Source organism: Streptomyces sp. NPDC005791, assembly GCF_042871485.1.
In the GTDB taxonomy this organism is placed as follows: domain Bacteria; phylum Actinomycetota; class Actinomycetes; order Streptomycetales; family Streptomycetaceae; genus Streptomyces.
On record NZ_JBIAIP010000014.1, the window covers coordinates 102,056 to 117,488 of the forward strand.

Annotated in this window: 16 protein-coding genes and 1 tRNA gene; 7 read left to right on the plus strand and 10 right to left on the minus strand. The window is 70.1% G+C overall.

Annotated features, from left to right (window positions below; genetic code table 11):
* Positions 1 to 9 precede the first annotated feature (9 nt).
* The gene (locus ACFYSH_RS25800) at positions 10 to 510 is read right to left on the minus strand and encodes an anthrone oxygenase family protein (RefSeq protein ID WP_359465759.1); all 501 of its coding nucleotides are present in this window, start codon (positions 508 to 510) and stop codon (positions 10 to 12) included.
* Positions 507 to 905: a VOC family protein gene (locus tag ACFYSH_RS25805; protein WP_388755628.1), complete on the minus strand. Its 399-nt coding sequence runs from the start codon at positions 903 to 905 to the stop codon at positions 507 to 509. The genes ACFYSH_RS25800 and ACFYSH_RS25805 overlap by 4 nt, the downstream gene beginning before the upstream one ends.
* A gap of 300 nt (positions 906 to 1,205) precedes the next feature.
* On the opposite strand from ACFYSH_RS25805, the gene ACFYSH_RS25810 reads away from it, so the two are divergent.
* The 3 genes from ACFYSH_RS25810 to ACFYSH_RS25820 all read left to right on the plus strand — a co-directional run bounded on the left by ACFYSH_RS25810 (position 1,206) and on the right by ACFYSH_RS25820 (position 3,795).
* The gene (locus tag ACFYSH_RS25810; protein WP_388755630.1) at positions 1,206 to 2,084 is read left to right on the plus strand and encodes a septum formation family protein; all 879 of its coding nucleotides are present in this window, start codon (positions 1,206 to 1,208) and stop codon (positions 2,082 to 2,084) included.
* A 181-nt stretch (positions 2,085 to 2,265) separates the two neighbouring features.
* Positions 2,266 to 2,913, plus strand: a complete 648-nt coding sequence (locus ACFYSH_RS25815; protein WP_359465764.1) for a TetR family transcriptional regulator — start codon at positions 2,266 to 2,268, stop codon at positions 2,911 to 2,913.
* An 81-nt stretch (positions 2,914 to 2,994) separates the two neighbouring features.
* A complete protein-coding gene (locus ACFYSH_RS25820; RefSeq protein WP_388755633.1) occupies positions 2,995 to 3,795 on the plus strand; it encodes an N-formylglutamate amidohydrolase in 801 nt (266 codons plus the stop codon).
* Positions 3,796 to 3,839: 44 nt separating this feature from the next.
* Here ACFYSH_RS25820 and rbsD read toward each other — a convergent pair whose 3' ends face one another.
* The 7 genes from rbsD to ACFYSH_RS25855 all read right to left on the minus strand — a co-directional run bounded on the left by rbsD (position 3,840) and on the right by ACFYSH_RS25855 (position 11,045).
* A complete protein-coding gene (gene rbsD / locus ACFYSH_RS25825) occupies positions 3,840 to 4,229 on the minus strand; it encodes a D-ribose pyranase (RefSeq protein ID WP_359465766.1) in 390 nt (129 codons plus the stop codon).
* Entirely contained in the window at positions 4,226 to 5,149 is a 924-nt protein-coding gene (locus tag ACFYSH_RS25830; protein ID WP_359465767.1) for a ribokinase, read from the minus strand. The genes rbsD and ACFYSH_RS25830 overlap by 4 nt, the downstream gene beginning before the upstream one ends.
* Before the next feature lie 32 nt (positions 5,150 to 5,181).
* The gene (locus ACFYSH_RS25835) at positions 5,182 to 7,146 is read right to left on the minus strand and encodes a substrate-binding domain-containing protein (RefSeq protein ID WP_359465769.1); all 1,965 of its coding nucleotides are present in this window, start codon (positions 7,144 to 7,146) and stop codon (positions 5,182 to 5,184) included.
* Positions 7,136 to 8,692 carry a sugar ABC transporter ATP-binding protein gene (locus ACFYSH_RS25840; protein ID WP_388755637.1) on the minus strand — a complete coding sequence of 519 codons (1,557 nt, stop codon included), beginning with the start codon at positions 8,690 to 8,692 and terminating at the stop codon, positions 7,136 to 7,138. The genes ACFYSH_RS25835 and ACFYSH_RS25840 overlap by 11 nt, the downstream gene beginning before the upstream one ends.
* Positions 8,689 to 9,705, minus strand: a complete 1,017-nt coding sequence (locus ACFYSH_RS25845; protein WP_359465773.1) for a LacI family DNA-binding transcriptional regulator — start codon at positions 9,703 to 9,705, stop codon at positions 8,689 to 8,691. Before ACFYSH_RS25845 ends, ACFYSH_RS25840 begins: the two co-directional genes overlap by 4 nt.
* A gap of 210 nt (positions 9,706 to 9,915) precedes the next feature.
* Positions 9,916 to 10,125: a tautomerase family protein gene (locus ACFYSH_RS25850; RefSeq protein ID WP_359465775.1), complete on the minus strand. Its 210-nt coding sequence runs from the start codon at positions 10,123 to 10,125 to the stop codon at positions 9,916 to 9,918.
* A 152-nt stretch (positions 10,126 to 10,277) separates the two neighbouring features.
* On the minus strand, positions 10,278 to 11,045 hold the full coding sequence (locus ACFYSH_RS25855) for an SDR family oxidoreductase (protein WP_359465777.1): 768 nt from the start codon (positions 11,043 to 11,045) through the stop codon (positions 10,278 to 10,280).
* Positions 11,046 to 11,132: 87 nt separating this feature from the next.
* On the opposite strand from ACFYSH_RS25855, the gene ACFYSH_RS25860 reads away from it, so the two are divergent.
* The 4 genes from ACFYSH_RS25860 to ACFYSH_RS25875 all read left to right on the plus strand — a co-directional run bounded on the left by ACFYSH_RS25860 (position 11,133) and on the right by ACFYSH_RS25875 (position 15,117).
* The gene (locus ACFYSH_RS25860; RefSeq protein ID WP_388755641.1) at positions 11,133 to 11,993 is read left to right on the plus strand and encodes a helix-turn-helix transcriptional regulator; all 861 of its coding nucleotides are present in this window, start codon (positions 11,133 to 11,135) and stop codon (positions 11,991 to 11,993) included.
* 470 nt (positions 11,994 to 12,463) lie between these two features.
* Complete coding sequence (locus ACFYSH_RS25865; protein ID WP_388755644.1) at positions 12,464 to 12,883, plus strand: hypothetical protein; 420 nt, start codon at positions 12,464 to 12,466, stop codon at positions 12,881 to 12,883.
* A gap of 147 nt (positions 12,884 to 13,030) precedes the next feature.
* A complete protein-coding gene (locus tag ACFYSH_RS25870) occupies positions 13,031 to 13,621 on the plus strand; it encodes a carbonic anhydrase (protein WP_359465782.1) in 591 nt (196 codons plus the stop codon).
* An 8-nt stretch (positions 13,622 to 13,629) separates the two neighbouring features.
* Positions 13,630 to 15,117 carry a SulP family inorganic anion transporter gene (locus ACFYSH_RS25875; protein ID WP_388755648.1) on the plus strand — a complete coding sequence of 496 codons (1,488 nt, stop codon included), beginning with the start codon at positions 13,630 to 13,632 and terminating at the stop codon, positions 15,115 to 15,117.
* A 105-nt stretch (positions 15,118 to 15,222) separates the two neighbouring features.
* Here ACFYSH_RS25875 and ACFYSH_RS25880 read toward each other — a convergent pair.
* Positions 15,223 to 15,310, minus strand: a tRNA-Leu gene (locus tag ACFYSH_RS25880).
* Positions 15,311 to 15,433: the final 123 nt, after the last annotated feature.

Below are 15,433 nucleotides of genomic sequence, written 5' to 3' on the forward strand. Positions count from 1 at the left end.
CGCCAGGAGTCACGTGCGGGTCGCGCCGTGGAGGTGGAGCGCCCAGAGCAGTGCGCCCAGGGACGCGGTGTGCAGGACGGCGCGGACGGTGTTCCATCTGACCCAGCGGCCCTCGAACGCGGCCCGTGCGTCCCGGAGTCGCTCGGGGGCCGCGTCCGGCGGCAGCTTGTCGAGGGTGTCGTTGAGCGGGACGTTCTGTGTTCCGGTGACGAGGAACGCCGCCGCGTGGAGCACGAGCGCCGCGATGATCCAGGGCAGGGCCCCCGGGCTGTGTCCCTTCGCCGCGAGGACCGTCGCCAGCACGAGCAGCGGCAAGGGCAGCAGGAAGGGGAGGAGGAACCAACCGTTGATGATGGCCCGGTTGATGTGCTGCATGCTCTGGACGAACGCCCGGTCCTCGGTACGCGAGAGGCCGGGCATGACGGCGTACGCGAAGGCGGTGAACAGCCCGGCCATCAAGGCGGCTCCCACAGTCGAGGCGATGAGCGCCGCGGTCTGCAGGGTGGTCATGCGTGCTCCGCGTCAGGGACCGAGACCCATTCGACGAACTGGATGACGACCCCGTTGGGGTCGGTGACCTGGAACAGACGCTCGCCCCATGGCTCTTCGCGCAGCGGCATCGTGATCTCGACGCCCTCGGCGCGCAGCCGCTTCTCCTCGTCCTCGAGCCCGGTGAGGGTGAAGGCGAGGATCAGCCCGGAGGCCCGCTGATCGCGCTGCGTGGCCGGCAGTACGTCGATGCCGCGGCGCAGGAGAACGATGTCGACCGCCGCGTCCTCGCGGGCGAGGGAGACGAAGTCCTCGGTGGCGGCGGTCTCTTCGTAGCCGAGGTGGGTGGTGAGGAAGGCCTTGGACGCGGCGACGTCCTCGACGGTGAGCGAGACGGTGGATGCGGTGATGTGCATGGAGCTCCTCGTGCTCAAGCTGACGTCAGTCAAGGGTATTTTTACAACGGACGTAATGTTAGGGCAGGCGCATCGCACCCGTCAAGCAAAAATTACTACGGATGCAAAAAGCGCCGACTCCCGTACGCCGCGCACCACTTGACCTGCGCGAAGCGTCCGACGCCACGGACGCCCCGATGGACGGCCCGCTCGACATCGATACCCCCGGAGGGTGGTGACGGCCATGCACAGCCTGGTCACATTTATGCCATACGATGCGCACACCTGTTCCCAGTTCTTCCGTTTGAGGATGCTCACGTCATGTTTCTCGGTGTCACGTCCCGTTCAGCACGCGGCATGTCCGTCGCCGTCGCCCTTCTCGCGATAGGCGCGGTGGGCTGCGCCGACGCCATCGACAGCGCCAAGGCCGGCGCCAAGAAGGTAGTGCGCCAGCGGTCGGTCTTCTCGCTCACCACGGGCGACTGCTACAACCCGAACAGCGAGGCGACGGCGAGCGAGGAGTTCAGCGTCGAGATCGTGCCCTGCGAGGAAGCGCACGAGGGCCAGGTCGTCGGCGAGTTCTCCATCGAGGGGGAGTCCGCGTACCCGGGTGACGACGGGGCCTCGAAGATCGCCGACGAGCGGTGCCCCGCGGAGTCGCAGAAGTTCATCTCCGACACCTGGGCGATCCCGAAGGGCGTCGACCTCTTCTACTACTACCCCACCAGCGAGAGCTGGAAGACCGGCGACCGGTCCGTGAGCTGCACGTACGCCATGAAGACGGGCACGTACTCCGGATCACTCCAGAACAAGTCCCTGAACGCCGATCAGCTCGCGTACCTGAAGGGCGCGAACGCCGTCTACGAAGCGCTGTGGAGCAACCAGCCCGAGGCGGAGGACGTCGAGAAGGACCTGGCCGGCTACAAGAAGCAGGCCAAGGCCGTCTCGACCGCGCTCAACTCCCACGTGACGAACCTGAAGGGCGTGGACCAGCCGGAGACCGTCAAGCTCCGTACGCAGCTGACGGAGACCGCGGAGGCCTGGGAGGACGCCGCCACGGCCGGCACCACGGACGACTTCTACATCGCCTACGACCTGGCCTTCACCGGCATCGACCCGAACAAGACGGTCCCCGCCCGCAAGGAGTTGAAGCTGGCCACGACCGTGCCGGCCGACGACGCCGAGGTCTGGGCCGGCTGACACGCCGACGCGCGGACACCGCGTGAGGCGGCCCCCGGTCCTCCAGCTCACGCCGGAAGGACCGGGGGCCGCGCGGCGAGCCCCCTCGCCGGGCGGCCGGACGTTTCTACGCCGACGGCAATCCTACTCACGGCACATGACGCGGTCCGACATAAAAGTACGACGAATGTAAACTCCTTGCATGGACAAGCAGACGGACACCGAGCCGACCGGCCTCCGCGAGACGAAGAAGCGCGAGACACGGCAGTTGATCTCCGACCACGCGACCAGACTCTTCGTCGAGCAGGGCTTCGAGCGGACGACGATCGCCGAGATCGCCACCGCCGCCCGGGTCGCGAAGAAGACGGTGACCAACTACTTCGCGCGCAAGGAGGACCTGGCGCTGGATCACCAGGACGAGTTCGCCGCGAGTCTGGCGCGTACGGTCGTCGACCGCGCCGCCGGTGAGTCGGCTCTCACCGCGCTCCGCCGTGCTTTCCTGGAATCCGTCGCGGCACAGGACCCGGTGGCGGGATTCGCCGGTGCCGAGTTCTCCCGGATGATCGCCGACAGCCCCACCCTCTCGGCCTGCCTGCGGGGGCTGCACGACCGGCGTGAGGACGCACTGGCCGAGGCGCTCGCCGAAGCGTCGGGCACCCCGGCCGACGACATCACCGCATGTACGGCCGCAGCCCTGCTGGGCGGGGTGCACCGCGTACTGTTCCGACGCATCCAGGAGCTGACGCTCGCGGGCCTCGGCAACCCCGAGATCGCCGTCATTCTCGAGCAGGAGGCCACCGTGGCGTTCGATCTGCTGGAACCGTCCCTCGCCGACTACGCGGCGGCCTGACAACCACGACAGGGTCGGACGCCAGGACGCCGGCCGCGCCACGCACCCCTGACGGCCCACCACACGAACGAGGAACGACCGTTGAGCCCTGACCCGCACCCCTTCGCACTCGTACCGGGCGCCCCCGGATCGCCGGTGCTGCTGCACGTCCCCCACTCCTCACGGGCCATCCCGGAGCAGGTACGCGACGGCATCGTGCTCGGCGACGAGGCGCTGGAAGCCGAACTCGACCACATCACGGACTCCCACACGGCCGGCCTGGCCGCCCGGGCCTCCGAGTCCGCCGCGGTGTCCCCCTGGCGCTTCGTCAACGGCCTGTCCAGGCTGGTCGTCGACCCCGAGCGCTTCCCCGACGACCGCGAGGAGATGCTGGCCGTCGGCATGGGCGCGGTCTACACCCGCACCACGCACCGAGAGCCGCTCCGCCCGCCCGGTGCGGATCCCGCGCCGCTGCTCGACCGGTACTTCCACCCGTACGCCCGGGCGATGACCGCGGCCGTGGACGAACGGCTCGCCGCCACAGGACGCGCCGTGGTCATCGACGTCCACTCCTACCCGGCCACCGCGCTCCCGTACGAACTGCACGGCACCGGTCCGCGCCCTCCGATCTGCCTGGGCACCGACGGTTTCCACACCTCGCCCGAACTTCTCGCCCTGGCGGAGGCCGCGTTCTCCGGATTCGGCGGCACGGGGCTGAACAGCCCCTTCCCCGGTACGTACGTGCCGTTGAAGCACTACGGGACGGACCGGCGGGTCGGCGCGCTGATGATCGAGATCCGGCGCGACCTGTACATGACCGAGCCGGGCGGCCCGGCCGGCCCCGGTCTCGATGTCCTGGCCTCGGCCCTGGCCGGGCTGGTGGACGCGCTCACGGACGCGTGAGGGCCCGGCCCGCACCGGAGCGCGGGCCGGGCCGGGTTGCTCCGTCAGAAGAAGACGCCGCACCTCAGCAGCACGTTCGCGTACGGACGGGCCTCCCCCGTCCGTACCACCAGACGGGCGGACGCGGTGAGCGCCTTCAGCTCCTCGTGCGACACGTGCGTCAACTCCGGGAGGCGGGCGGTCAGGAGGTGCGCGGCCTCCGGGTTGGCCTCCCGTATCTCCTCGGCCGCCGTCGCGCCCTCCACGACGAGTTCCTCCAGCAGGCCGTCCAGGACCTCAGCGAACGACGGGACGCCCGCCCGGAAGGCCAGGTCGACCACGCGGGGTCCCGACGGAACGGGCATGCCCACGTCGCAGATCAGGACGCCGTCGCCATGGCCGAGTTCGGCCACGGCCCCCGCGAGATGACGGTTCAGGATGCCGGACTTCTTCATGGTGCGGAGACCTCTTCCCCGGTCGGGAAGGACGCCTGCGCGCCCTCCTTGGTGACGGCTGCCGCGCCGACCCGTACGGCGAACGCGGCGGCGACGGTGAGTTCCTCGCCCAGGCCGAGCCGCCAGGCGAGCGCGGCGGTGAACGCGTCGCCCGCACCGGTGGTGTCGACGGCGTCGACCCGGGGGCTCGGCACGTGTACGGGGTCGCCACCACGGGTGTCGGAGACCAGCGCGCCGTCCGCGCCCAGGGTGATCACCACCGAGCGCGGGCCGAGGGCGATGAGCCCACGGGCCCAGGACTCCGGGGTGCGGCCCGCACCGTCCCCGAGGATGTAACGCGCCTCGTGCTCGTTGACCACCAGAGGGTCGCAGGCGGCCAGCACCTCGTCCGGGAGCGGCGCGGGCGGGGAGGGGTTGAGGACCAGACGCGCGCCCGGGGCCAGGGCGCGGGCCGTCTCCGCGACGGTGGCCAGGGGGATCTCCAGCTGTACGGAGACGACGCGGGCCGCTGCGAACAGGGGGCCCGCCGCCCTGATGTCCTCGGGGGTCAGCCGGGCGTTGGCGCCCGGGGAGACGACGATGCTGTTGTCCCCCGACGGGTCGACGGTGATGAGGGCGACGCCGGTGGGCGCCCCGCCGACGAGGACTCCGCCGGTGTCGACACCCGCCTCCTGCTGCGAGGCGCGCAGCAGGAGTCCGTGGGCGTCGTCGCCGACCCTGGCCAGCAGTGCCGTGCGGGCACCGAGGCGGGCGGCGGCGACCGCCTGGTTGGCTCCCTTGCCGCCCGGGTGGACGACGAGGTCGGAACCGAGCACCGTCTCCCCCGGTCCCGGGCGGCGGTCGACCCCGACGACCAGGTCGGCGTTGGCCGAGCCGACGACCAGCAGGTCGTACCGGGAGGAGTCCTCACGTTCGTACATCTGGCAGTACCTTCCGTGCTCAGGCGAAACGATCAGGAGAAGTCGGCGACGTTCTCCCGGGTGACGACCTTGACCGGCACCTTCACCAGGCTGTCGACCTTCTTGCCGTCGGCCGCCCGGACCGCGTTCCGTACGGCGATCTTCCCCAGTTCTCCGGGCTGCTGGGCCACGGAGGCGTACAGGGTGCCCGCCTCGACCGCCGTCAGACCGTCGGGGGTTCCGTCGAAGCCGACGACCGACACGGACTTCCCGGCCTTGCTGCCCAGTGCCTTGACGGCGCCGAGCGCCATCTCGTCGTTCTCGGCGAAGACACCGGTGACGCCCGGGTGGGACTGGAGCAGGTTGGTCATGACGTCCAGGCCCTTGGTGCGGTCGAAGTCGGCCGGCTGGGTCGCCACGACCTTGATGTCCGGGTACGCCTTGATGCCCGCGGCGAAGCCCGCACCGCGCTCGCGGCTGGCGGAGGTCCCCGCGGTGCCCTGCAGCACGATGATGCTGCCCTTGCCGCCGAGCCGGTCGGCGAGCGTCTTCGCGGCGAGCTTGCCGCCGGCGACGTTGTCGGAGGCGACGAGCGTCGCGGTCTCGGCCTTGTTGACGCCGCGGTCGGCGGCGACCACCGGGATGTCGGCCTTGTTGGCGCCCCTGACACCGGGGCCGACCGCGTCGGAGTCCACCGGGTTGACGATGACGGAGTCCACCCCGGAACTGGTGAAGTTCTCCAGCTGGTTGGCCTGTTGCGAGGCGTCGTTCTGGGCGTCGGTGACGGTGAGGTCGACACCGGCCTTCTCGGCCTCCTGCTGCGCGCCTTCCTTCATCTGGACGAAGAACGGGTTGTTCAGGGTGGAGAGCGACATGCCCACCTTGGTGGTGGTGCCTGAGGAGCCGGACTTGAAGAAGGTCACGGCGGCGATGACGGCGGCCAGGCAGACCACCGCGACACCGACCTGCATCGCTCCCTTCCGGCCCTTTCCGGGTCCTCCGGACGCGGCCGACGCGCCACCGGCGGATGCTGCGCCGGCTCCGGCCCTGCGGCGGAGTGTGTCCAGCAGCACCGCGAGGGCGATGACGACGCCGATGACGACCTGCTGCCAGAAGGCGGACACGGACAGGAGGTTGAGACCGTTGCGCAGCACCGCGAGGATGAGTGCGCCGATCAGTGTGCCCGACGCCTTGCCGACACCGCCCGCGAGGCTGGCGCCGCCGATGACGACCGCGGCGATCGCGTCGAGTTCGTACCCCTGTGCGGCCTGCGGCTGCGCGGAGACCAGACGGGAGGCGAGGACGATACCGGCGACGGCGGCGAAGAGACCGGACAGCGCGTAGATGGCCAGCTTCTGCTTCTTGACCCGCAGCCCGGAGAGCCGGGCCGCTTCCTCGTTGCCGCCGATGGCGTACATCGAGCGGCCGATGTAGGTGCGACCCAGGACGAGTGCCGCTATCAGGCCCATCGCGATCATCACGAGCACCGGGACGGGCAGCCAGCCGCCGAGCGTGTCACCGAGCACGGAGACGGACTCGGGGAACGGGATCGGCCGGCCCTGGGAGATCACCAGGGACAGACCGCGGGCCACCGAGAGCATGGCCAGCGTCGCGATGAAGGAGGGCAGCTTGCCGTAGGCGACGAGGGCGCCGCTGACGAAGCCGCAGGCGATGCCGGTGGCGACGGCGAGGATGACCGCGAGCCAGACCGGGACGCCTTCGGAGGTCGCCGTCCAGGCCAGGACGGTCGCGGAGAGCGCGGCGACGGAGCCGACCGAGAGGTCGATGCCCGCCGAGACGATGACGAAGGTGACGCCGAACGCGAGGATCGCGGTGACCGCCGCCTGGACGCCGACGTTGAGCAGGTTCTGGGTGGTGAGGAAGTCGCCGGAGAGCAGCGACATCGCCACCAGGAGGACGACCAGCGCGCTGAGTGCGCCGTTGTCGAGCAGCAGGCGGCGGAGGCTGTGACCGGCGCCGCTCGCGCCCGCCTTGCTCGGATGCGTGTCAGTGGCCACGGGGGCTCTCCTCTGCGTTCTCCGCGTGCTCTGCGTTCGCGGCGGGTGCTGTTACGGGGGCGGCGCTGACGGCGAGTGCCATCACCGCGTCCTGGGTGGCTTCGTGGGCGGGGAGTTCTCCAGCGATGCGGCCCTGGGCCATGACCAGGACCCGGTCACTCATGCCGAGGACCTCTGGCAGGTCGCTGGAGATCATCAGGACGGCGTGCCCGGAGGCCGTCAGCTCGTTGATGAGCTGGTAGATCTCGACCTTGGCTCCGACGTCGATGCCACGCGTCGGTTCGTCGAGGATCAGCACCCGGGTGTCCGCCAGGAGCCACTTGCCGATGACGACCTTCTGCTGGTTGCCGCCGGACAGGGTGCGGACGTGCTGGCCGAGGCCCGCCATCCGCACACCGAGCTGCTCGGCGATGCGCGCGGCGGCGGTGCGCTGTCCCTGGACGTCGACGATTCCGGCGCGGGTCGCCGAGCGGAGGGTGACCAGACCGAGGTTCTCCTGCACCGAGGCGTCGAGCAGGAGGCCCTGGCCCTTGCGGTCCTCCGGGACGAGCCCGATGCCGGCGCCCATCGCGGCGGTCACGTCGTGCTTGCCCAGGCGCTGACCGCGTACGTCGACGGCGCCGGCGTCGTAGGGGTCGGCACCGAACACGGCGCGGGCGACCTCGGTGCGGCCCGCTCCGACGAGCCCGGCGAGGCCGACGACCTCACCGGCCTTCACGTCGAAGCTGATGTCGTGGAACACCCCGTCGCGGGTGAGCCCCCGGACGGAGAGCAACGGCTCCCCCGTTTCCGGGCGTTCGCGTGGGTACTGCTGGTCGATGCTGCGTCCCACCATCAGCTGGACGAGCTCCGCCTCGGGTGTCGAGGCGGGAACCTGGTCGATGCTGCGGCCGTCGCGCAGGACGGTGACGCGGTCACCGAGGGCCGCGATCTCGTCGAGGTGGTGGGTGATGAAGACGATGCCGACGCCGTCGGCGCGCAGCTGCCGCACGATCGCGAACAGCTTGTCGACCTCCTCGGAGGTGAGGACGGCGGTCGGCTCGTCCATGATCAGGACGCGCGCGTCGAGGCTGAGCGCCTTCGCGATCTCGACCATCTGCAGGCGGGCGATGCCCAGTTCACGCACCTTGACCCGGGGCGAGATGTGCAGGCCGACACGGCGCAGGAGCACTTCGGCGTCGGCCTCCATGCGCCTGCGGTCGATCATGCCGAAGCGTCGCGGCTGACGGCCGAGGAAGATGTTCTCGGCGACCGTCAGATCGGGCACCAGGTTGAACTCCTGGTAGATCGTGGCGATTCCGAGCTTCTCGGCGTCCTGCGCGCCGTGGATGCGTACCTCCTGGCCACCGGCGAAGATCCGGCCGCCGTCCGGACGGTAGGCGCCGGAGAGCATTTTGATGAGGGTGCTCTTGCCGGCCCCGTTCTCACCGAGCAGGACGTGCACCTCACCGCTGCGCAGGTCGAAGTCGACGCTGTCCAGGGCGACGACACCGGGGAAGGTCTTGCGTACGCCTTCGATGCGTAGCAACTCCACTGATTCGCTCACTGGTTGCTCCCGGGGGCGGAGGTGCGCTCGCCGCAGGAACCGCGTACGACGAGGGTGGCGGGCAGGGTGACGGACTGCGGAGGGCGGCCCTCGACGATGTCGACCAGCGCGCGTACGGCGGCGCGGCCGAGTTCGCCGGTCGGCTGGGCGATCGCGGTGATCGGCGGACCGGTGTGGAGGAACCACGGGATGTCGTCGAACGCCGCGATCCCGATGTCCTCCGGAACGCGCAGGCCGCGGGCGCGGATGGCGTCCAGGGCGCCGAGCGCCATGAGGTTGTCGGCGGCGAACACGATCTCGGGCGGGTCGGGGAGCGACAGGAAGTGCTCGGTGGCGCGCCGCCCGCTGTCGGCCTGGAAGTCCCCCTGCCCGATGTAGGCGTCGGGCAGGGCGAGTCCGTGGGCCCGCATCGCTTCCCGGAACGCCTCGACACGCTCGTTACCCGTGGTGGTGGCCGCGGGGCCGGCGATGATGGCGAGCCGGCGGTGGCCGAGCGCGTACAGATGGGCGACCAGGTCCTGGATGGCCCGGTGGCCGTCCGCCCGCACGACGGGAATGTCCACCCCGGGAATCCAGCGGTCGACGAAGACCATCGGCGTTCCGGTGCGCGCGACGTCCAGCAGCAGCGGGGAACCGCCGTCGGCGGGCGAGACCAGCAGCCCGTCGATCCTGCGGTCCAGGAGCGTACGGACGTGGTGGTCCTGCTGTTCGGGCCGCTCGTCGGCGTTGCCGATGATCACGCTGTAGCCGAGCGCACGGGCCTCCTCCTCGACGGAGCGGGCCAGCGCGGTGAAGTACGGGTTGAGTACGTCGCTGATGACGAGGCCGAGGGTGCTCGTCTGATCGGTGCGCAGCGATCGGGCCACGGCGTTGGGCCGGTAGCCGAGGGCGTCGACGGCGGCGAGGACGCGCCCGCGTGCGTCCGGGCTGACGGAGGGATGGCTGTTCAGGACGCGGGAGACCGTGGCGACAGAGACTCCTGCCTGGGCCGCGACATCCTTGATGCTCGCCATTTCCGGACCACCTCCTTGTGGTTTCCGTGCGCCTCGAAACCAGCGGAACGAGCCGTGGAATCGATTACACGAGAGATTGGAATCGATTCCACGGCTGAAAACAACCCCCCACCCCTGGTCCGAGACGTGATCGTGACCAGGCACTCCGCTGGTCGCGGACGTGAAGACGCCCGGCGCCGTGGCGCCGGGCGTCTTCACAGAGGGTGGAGGTCAGGCGTCGCCGTTGAGCACGGCAGCGGTCAGGACGTCGCCGCCGACGCCCCAGCCGCCGTCGGTGACCTCGTCGACCAGCACGACGGTGGTGGGGCGGGCCCGCTCACCGTAGATCTCCGCGTACAGATCGGTGGTGCGCTCGACGATCTTCTTCTTGTCCTCGGCGGTGACGGTGCCTGCGGGGACCTTGAAGTGGGCGAAAGGCATGGGTGTTCCTCCTCGAGTGGGTACCTCAGTGATGCGGAAGCGTGTGGCCGGGGGTATCTGACCCCGGGGTCGTTTCCCGGCCGGTGCCATGCGTGGTCAGAGGCCGGTATGGGTGACCTGGGGCGCGACCACCTGGACGTCGGGCCGCGTCGTCACACCATGCCCCCGTTGGCTCGCAGGACCTGGCCGTTCACCCAGCGCCCTGCCGGGCCGGTGAGGAAGGCGACCACCTGGGCGATGTCCTGCGGGGTGCCCAGTCGCTCCAGAGGGGGAGTCCTGGCGAGCTGGTCGATCTGCTCAGCGGTCTTGCCTTCGAGGAACAGGTCCGTGGCCGTGGGGCCGGGGGCGACGGTGTTGACGGTGATGTCCCGCCCGCGCAGCTCGCGGGCGAGGATCAGCGTGAGCGACTCGACGGCTGCCTTGCTCGCCGCGTACGCACCGTAAGCGGGGAAGCTGGTGCCGACCACGGACGTCGAGAACCCCACGAACGAGCCACCCGCGCGCAGGCGCCGGGCGGCCTGCTGGGCGACGACGAAGGTGCCGCGGATGTTGGTGCGGTGCACGGCGTCGAGCACCGCCAGGTCGAGGTCGGCGATGGGCGACAGCGCGAGTCGGCCGGCGCAGTTCACCACTACGTCCACGCCGCCGAACTCCCGCTCCGCCCGGTCGAACAGTGCGCCGACCGCCTGTTCGTCCGCGACGTCCGCCCGCACGGGGACGGCCCGCCCGCCGGTGGCGGTGATCGCCGTCACCGTTTCCTCGGCGGCGGCCGCGCCATGGGCGTAGTTCACCACGACGGCCAGGCCGTTCCGGGCGAGCTCGAGGGAGACCGCCCGGCCGATGCCGCGTGATCCGCCGGTGACGACGGCGACACGCGCGGCGGCCGGAGGGGAAGGGGTCGTGGAGTGGTTCGTAGTCATGTCCTCCACTGTGCGCGGCACCGGCCGGCGTAACCAGGGGATGCCATCCCCTGTGTCGCCGGCCCGGCCGGACGCAGAATGACAGACATGGGTTCTGCGAGATACACCGAGCTGGGGGCCTTCCTGCGTTCCCGGCGTGCACGCATCCGCCCGGCCGACGTGGGGCTCCCCCACGGGCCTCGCCGCCGGGTGCCAGGGCTGCGCCGCGACGAAGTCGCCCAGCTCGCCGGAGCCTCGGTGGACTACTACAACGAACTCGAACGCGGCGCCGGTTCTCAGCCCTCCGAGCAGATGATCGCCGCGCTGGCGAGGGCACTGCGCCTGACCGCTGACGAGCGCGACCACCTCTACCACCTGGCCGACCGCGCGCTGCCCGCACACGGCGGAGCGGCCTCGCACGTCCACCCCGGCATGCTCGACCTGCTCACCCGCCTGACGTCGACACCCGCCCAGGTCATCACCGACCTGCACGTCACCCTCGTACAGAACCCGCTGGCGGTGGCGCTGCTCGGGGACCAGTCAGGCTTCCGAGGTGCTCGGGCCAGCTTCGTCCACCGGTGGTTCACCGAACCCGACGCCCGGCGGATGTACCCCGAAGCCGACCACGAGCAGCAGTCCCGGGCCTTCGTCGCCGACCTTCGGGCAGCCGCCGCCAGGCGAGATGCCAAAGACACCGAAGCCGGTGGGATGATCAGCTCGCTGCTCGCGATCTCCCCTGAATTCGCCGCCCTGTGGGCCGACCACGACGTGGCGTTCCGGCGCGACGACCGCAAACGTCTCGACCACCCCGCACTCGGCCTGGTCGAGGTCAACTGCCTCAATCTGTTCAGCGAGGACGGCCGGCAGAGGCTGCTCTGGTTCACGCCCGCAGTCGGCACCGACAGCGCCGATCTCCTCGGTCTGCTCGCCGTCGTCGGCACCCAGGAAGTCACCGGGCCTGCACGCTGACGGCGTCCGCGAAGCGCATCCCGGCAGACGGAAATGCCACACACAGCGCACCGTCGCGCGTGTCCGAAAAGCACCCTCACCCTATCCGGAAACAGCTCCCCGCCCATTCGGTAACAGTGAGGGAAAGCCCTCGATCCCCGAATGCCCGGTGCCACTCGCAGCGTACGCACGCATTTCAGCCACACCTATTCGGACAGAGGAGCGGAACGAACAGAAGAAGGCCCGAGGGTGAACGACACCCGTGACGACCTGGTCTCCACCACTACCCCCGGGCAACTTCTCGCCTGTCCCGAGGCTCGATACACGAGGTGAGCCGGCGTATTCCTTTTCGTTCATTATGTTTTCGACGCGGCGAATTTCACCTTTTTCATACTCGGTCCCCACATCCTTCACAGCCAGTTAACCGGGCAGGAATATGCTCCTGTTAATGTCTTCGGCACGGGTGAACGACGTACGGGAGGATGTGCAGGATGCGAGATGCGACTGCCCGAATCATCCTCTCGATCCTTGCCGCAATTCTGCTGGCGGTGCAATTCCCGGCCCCCGCCCCGTCCGGCGCGTCCGCCCACGGCGTCCAGGAGTTCTCCTCCGGTCCTCCGGCCACGCACACCGTCGGCCCTCGGACCCAGGACGCGACGCCGACCGGGCAGGAGTACACCCCGTGCGGTCTCCCGACCGAGGGCGGGGAGTCGAACGGCTCGCTGCGCACCCGCGACCGGCACCGCGTCGCGGTCCAGTCCACCTCCGAGACACTCTCGCGCTGCTTCGTGACGGGTGACACCGCAGGCCGGCCCCCGGTCGCGGCGCCCGTCGCTCCGGCCCACGCGTACGCCATGCCGAGATCCTCGGCCTCGCATTCGCCTGCCGCACTTCAGGTGTTCCGCTGCTGAGCCGGTCCCCGGCCCGGCACAGACCTCTCCCGCACGCTCCGCATCGCAGGAGCGGCGACGTGCGGTCATGCCGCCGTGCTCGCAGCACCCCCGTTCTCGTACGTACGCCGACGCGCCCTCACGTGCGCGCCAGGAGGAACAACTGGTATGCAACCCCTCATCGATCACGCCCGATCCTTCCGCGAGCGGTCCACGGAGCGTCCTGAGGAGTTCGCCCGGCTGGCCCAAGGGCAGTCCCCGCAGGTCCTGTTCATCACCTGCTCGGACTCCCGGGTCGTCCCCACCCTCATCACCGGCGCCCGCCCCGGTGAACTCTTCGAACTGCGGACCGCCGGAAACATCGTCCCCCCGTACGCCTCGGGACAGCCCACGAGCGAGGCGGCCACCGTGGAGTACGCGGTGGAGGTCCTCGGGGTCTCGGACATCATCGTCTGCGGCCACTCGCACTGCGGCGCCGTCGGCGCCCTGGTGCGCGGTGACGACCTGACCGCCGTACCCGCCGTGCGCGACTGGCTCGCACACTCGAGTTCCCGCCCGGAGGGCGCGGTGTCGGACCCCGCCGTGGCCGAAGCCGTGAAGAACCACGTGCTGACACAGTTGCTGCGGCTGCGCTCCTACCCGTGCGTCGACAAGGGCCTGGCCGACGGACAACTGCGGCTGCACGGCTGGTTCTACGAGGTGCACACGGGAACCGTGCTGACGCACGACGCGGCCTCCGACACCTTCCAGACGCTGTGAGGGCCGACATGGACCGCCGCGCCACGTTTCCCCATCTGCGGCAGGATTTCACCGCCTCGATCGTCGTCTTCCTCGTCGCGCTGCCCCTGTGCGTGGGTGTCGCCGTGGCCTCCGGCGTGCCGGCCGAGCTGGGGCTGATCACCGGCATCGTGGGCGGTATCGTCACGGGCTTCATGCGTGGCAGCAGCCTTCAGGTGTCGGGGCCGGCCGCCGGACTGACCGTGCTGGTCTTCGAAGCCGTCCAGACCTTCGGCATCGCCGCACTCGGAGCGATCGTGCTGGCCGCCGGGCTGCTACAGCTCGCCATGGGTGCCCTGAAGCTGGGGCGCTGGTTCCGGGCCATCTCGGTCTCGGTCGTCGAGGGCATGCTCGCCGGCATCGGGCTCGTGCTCATCGCGGGCCAGCTCTACGCGGCTGCGGGCATGGAGGCCCCGGCATCCGGCCTGGGCAAGATAGCGGGCCTCCCCGAGGCTCTCGTGGAGGCCGCCGGCGACACCGAGGCGCTCGCGTCCCTCGCGGTCGGTACAGGCACCATCGCGGTGATGGTGCTGTGGAAGCGCATGCCCGAGCGGGTGAGGGCGGTACCGGGCGCCCTCGCCGCAGTCGCCCTGGCCACGCTCGCCTCGTTCGTGTTCAGCCTGCCGGTCGCCGCCGTCGAGGTCCAGGGTCTTCTCGGTGCGATCCAGCTGCCCGGGCTCGACGCGCTCGGCGCGCTCGCGAGCGTGAGCATGATCGGGACGGTGCTGGCCTTCACTCTGATCGCCTCCGCCGAGAGCCTGTTCAGCGCGGCGGCCGTGGACCGGCTCCACGACGGGCCGCGCACGCAGTACGACAAGGAACTGATGGCCCAGGGCACCGGAAACACCGTGTGCGGGCTGCTGGGCGCGCTGCCGATGACCGCGGTCATCGTACGCAGCTCCGCCAACGTCCAGGCGGGAGCGAAGACCAAGGCGTCACGGGTCCTGCACGGCGTGTGGCTGCTGCTCTTCGCGGCGCTGCTGCCGTCGGCCCTCGCGCTCATCCCGCTGCCGGCCCTGGCCGGGATCCTCGTCCACGCGGGCTGGAAACTGATTCCGCTGCGCACCATCGCGACGCTCTGGCGTGGTCACCGGGGCGAGGCACTCATCCTGGTGGCGACCGCCGTGGCCATCGTCACGGTGAACATGTTCGAAGGAGTCCTGATCGGCCTGGCGCTCTCCGTGGCCAAGACGGCCTGGGACGCCTCGCACATCAACCTGGAGGTCATCGACAAGGGAGCGGGCCCCGTCCAGGCGTATCTGTCGGGGAACGCGACCTTCCTGCGACTGCCGAAGATCCTCGACAGCCTTGAGGAACTCCCCCAGGACCGGCCCGTCGAACTGGATCTCTCCGGCCTGCACCACCTGGACCACGCCTGCCGCACGGCATTGGAGAACTGGGCGGCACGGCACAGCTCTCCGGGCACGGAACCCGTGCAGATGACCGGCCCGGCCAAGGCGGAAGCCACCTCCGGCTGACGCCTCAAGACCCGGCCACGAGCCTCCAGGCTCGTGGCCGGGTCTTCCCGCCGTCGGACCGTGTGCCCACAACGCAGAAGAACCCCACCGAAGTGGGGTTCCTGCTGGTGTCCGAGGGGGGACTTGAACCCCCACGCCCGATAAAGGGCACTAGCACCTCAAGCTAGCGCGTCTGCCATTCCGCCACCCGGACAAGGTGTCTGTCGTCCCGAGGTCCTCCCCGTGGCGACAAAGAAAACAATACCAGGGGTTTGGGGTGCCTCTCACCTGCGTTTCAGGTGGTCAGTGCGGTGCTGGCACGCTCGGGTGGGCCTGG

What these genes read in the sequence shown, in the direction of transcription:
- ACFYSH_RS25800 (WP_359465759.1), bottom strand. Translation starts at nt 510, where the DNA reads ATGACCACCCTGCAGACCGCGGCGCTCATCGCCTCGACTGTGGGAGCC.
- ACFYSH_RS25805 (WP_388755628.1), bottom strand. Translation starts at nt 905, where the DNA reads ATGCACATCACCGCATCCACCGTCTCGCTCACCGTCGAGGACGTCGCC.
- ACFYSH_RS25810 (WP_388755630.1), top strand. Translation starts at nt 1,206, where the DNA reads ATGTTTCTCGGTGTCACGTCCCGTTCAGCACGCGGCATGTCCGTCGCC.
- ACFYSH_RS25815 (WP_359465764.1), top strand. Translation starts at nt 2,266, where the DNA reads ATGGACAAGCAGACGGACACCGAGCCGACCGGCCTCCGCGAGACGAAG.
- rbsD (WP_359465766.1), bottom strand. Translation starts at nt 4,229, where the DNA reads ATGAAGAAGTCCGGCATCCTGAACCGTCATCTCGCGGGGGCCGTGGCC.
- ACFYSH_RS25830 (WP_359465767.1), bottom strand. Translation starts at nt 5,149, where the DNA reads ATGTACGAACGTGAGGACTCCTCCCGGTACGACCTGCTGGTCGTCGGC.
- ACFYSH_RS25845 (WP_359465773.1), bottom strand. Translation starts at nt 9,705, where the DNA reads ATGGCGAGCATCAAGGATGTCGCGGCCCAGGCAGGAGTCTCTGTCGCC.
- ACFYSH_RS25850 (WP_359465775.1), bottom strand. Translation starts at nt 10,125, where the DNA reads ATGCCTTTCGCCCACTTCAAGGTCCCCGCAGGCACCGTCACCGCCGAG.
- ACFYSH_RS25855 (WP_359465777.1), bottom strand. Translation starts at nt 11,045, where the DNA reads ATGACTACGAACCACTCCACGACCCCTTCCCCTCCGGCCGCCGCGCGT.
- ACFYSH_RS25860 (WP_388755641.1), top strand. Translation starts at nt 11,133, where the DNA reads ATGGGTTCTGCGAGATACACCGAGCTGGGGGCCTTCCTGCGTTCCCGG.
- ACFYSH_RS25865 (WP_388755644.1), top strand. Translation starts at nt 12,464, where the DNA reads ATGCGAGATGCGACTGCCCGAATCATCCTCTCGATCCTTGCCGCAATT.
- ACFYSH_RS25870 (WP_359465782.1), top strand. Translation starts at nt 13,031, where the DNA reads ATGCAACCCCTCATCGATCACGCCCGATCCTTCCGCGAGCGGTCCACG.
- ACFYSH_RS25875 (WP_388755648.1), top strand. Translation starts at nt 13,630, where the DNA reads ATGGACCGCCGCGCCACGTTTCCCCATCTGCGGCAGGATTTCACCGCC.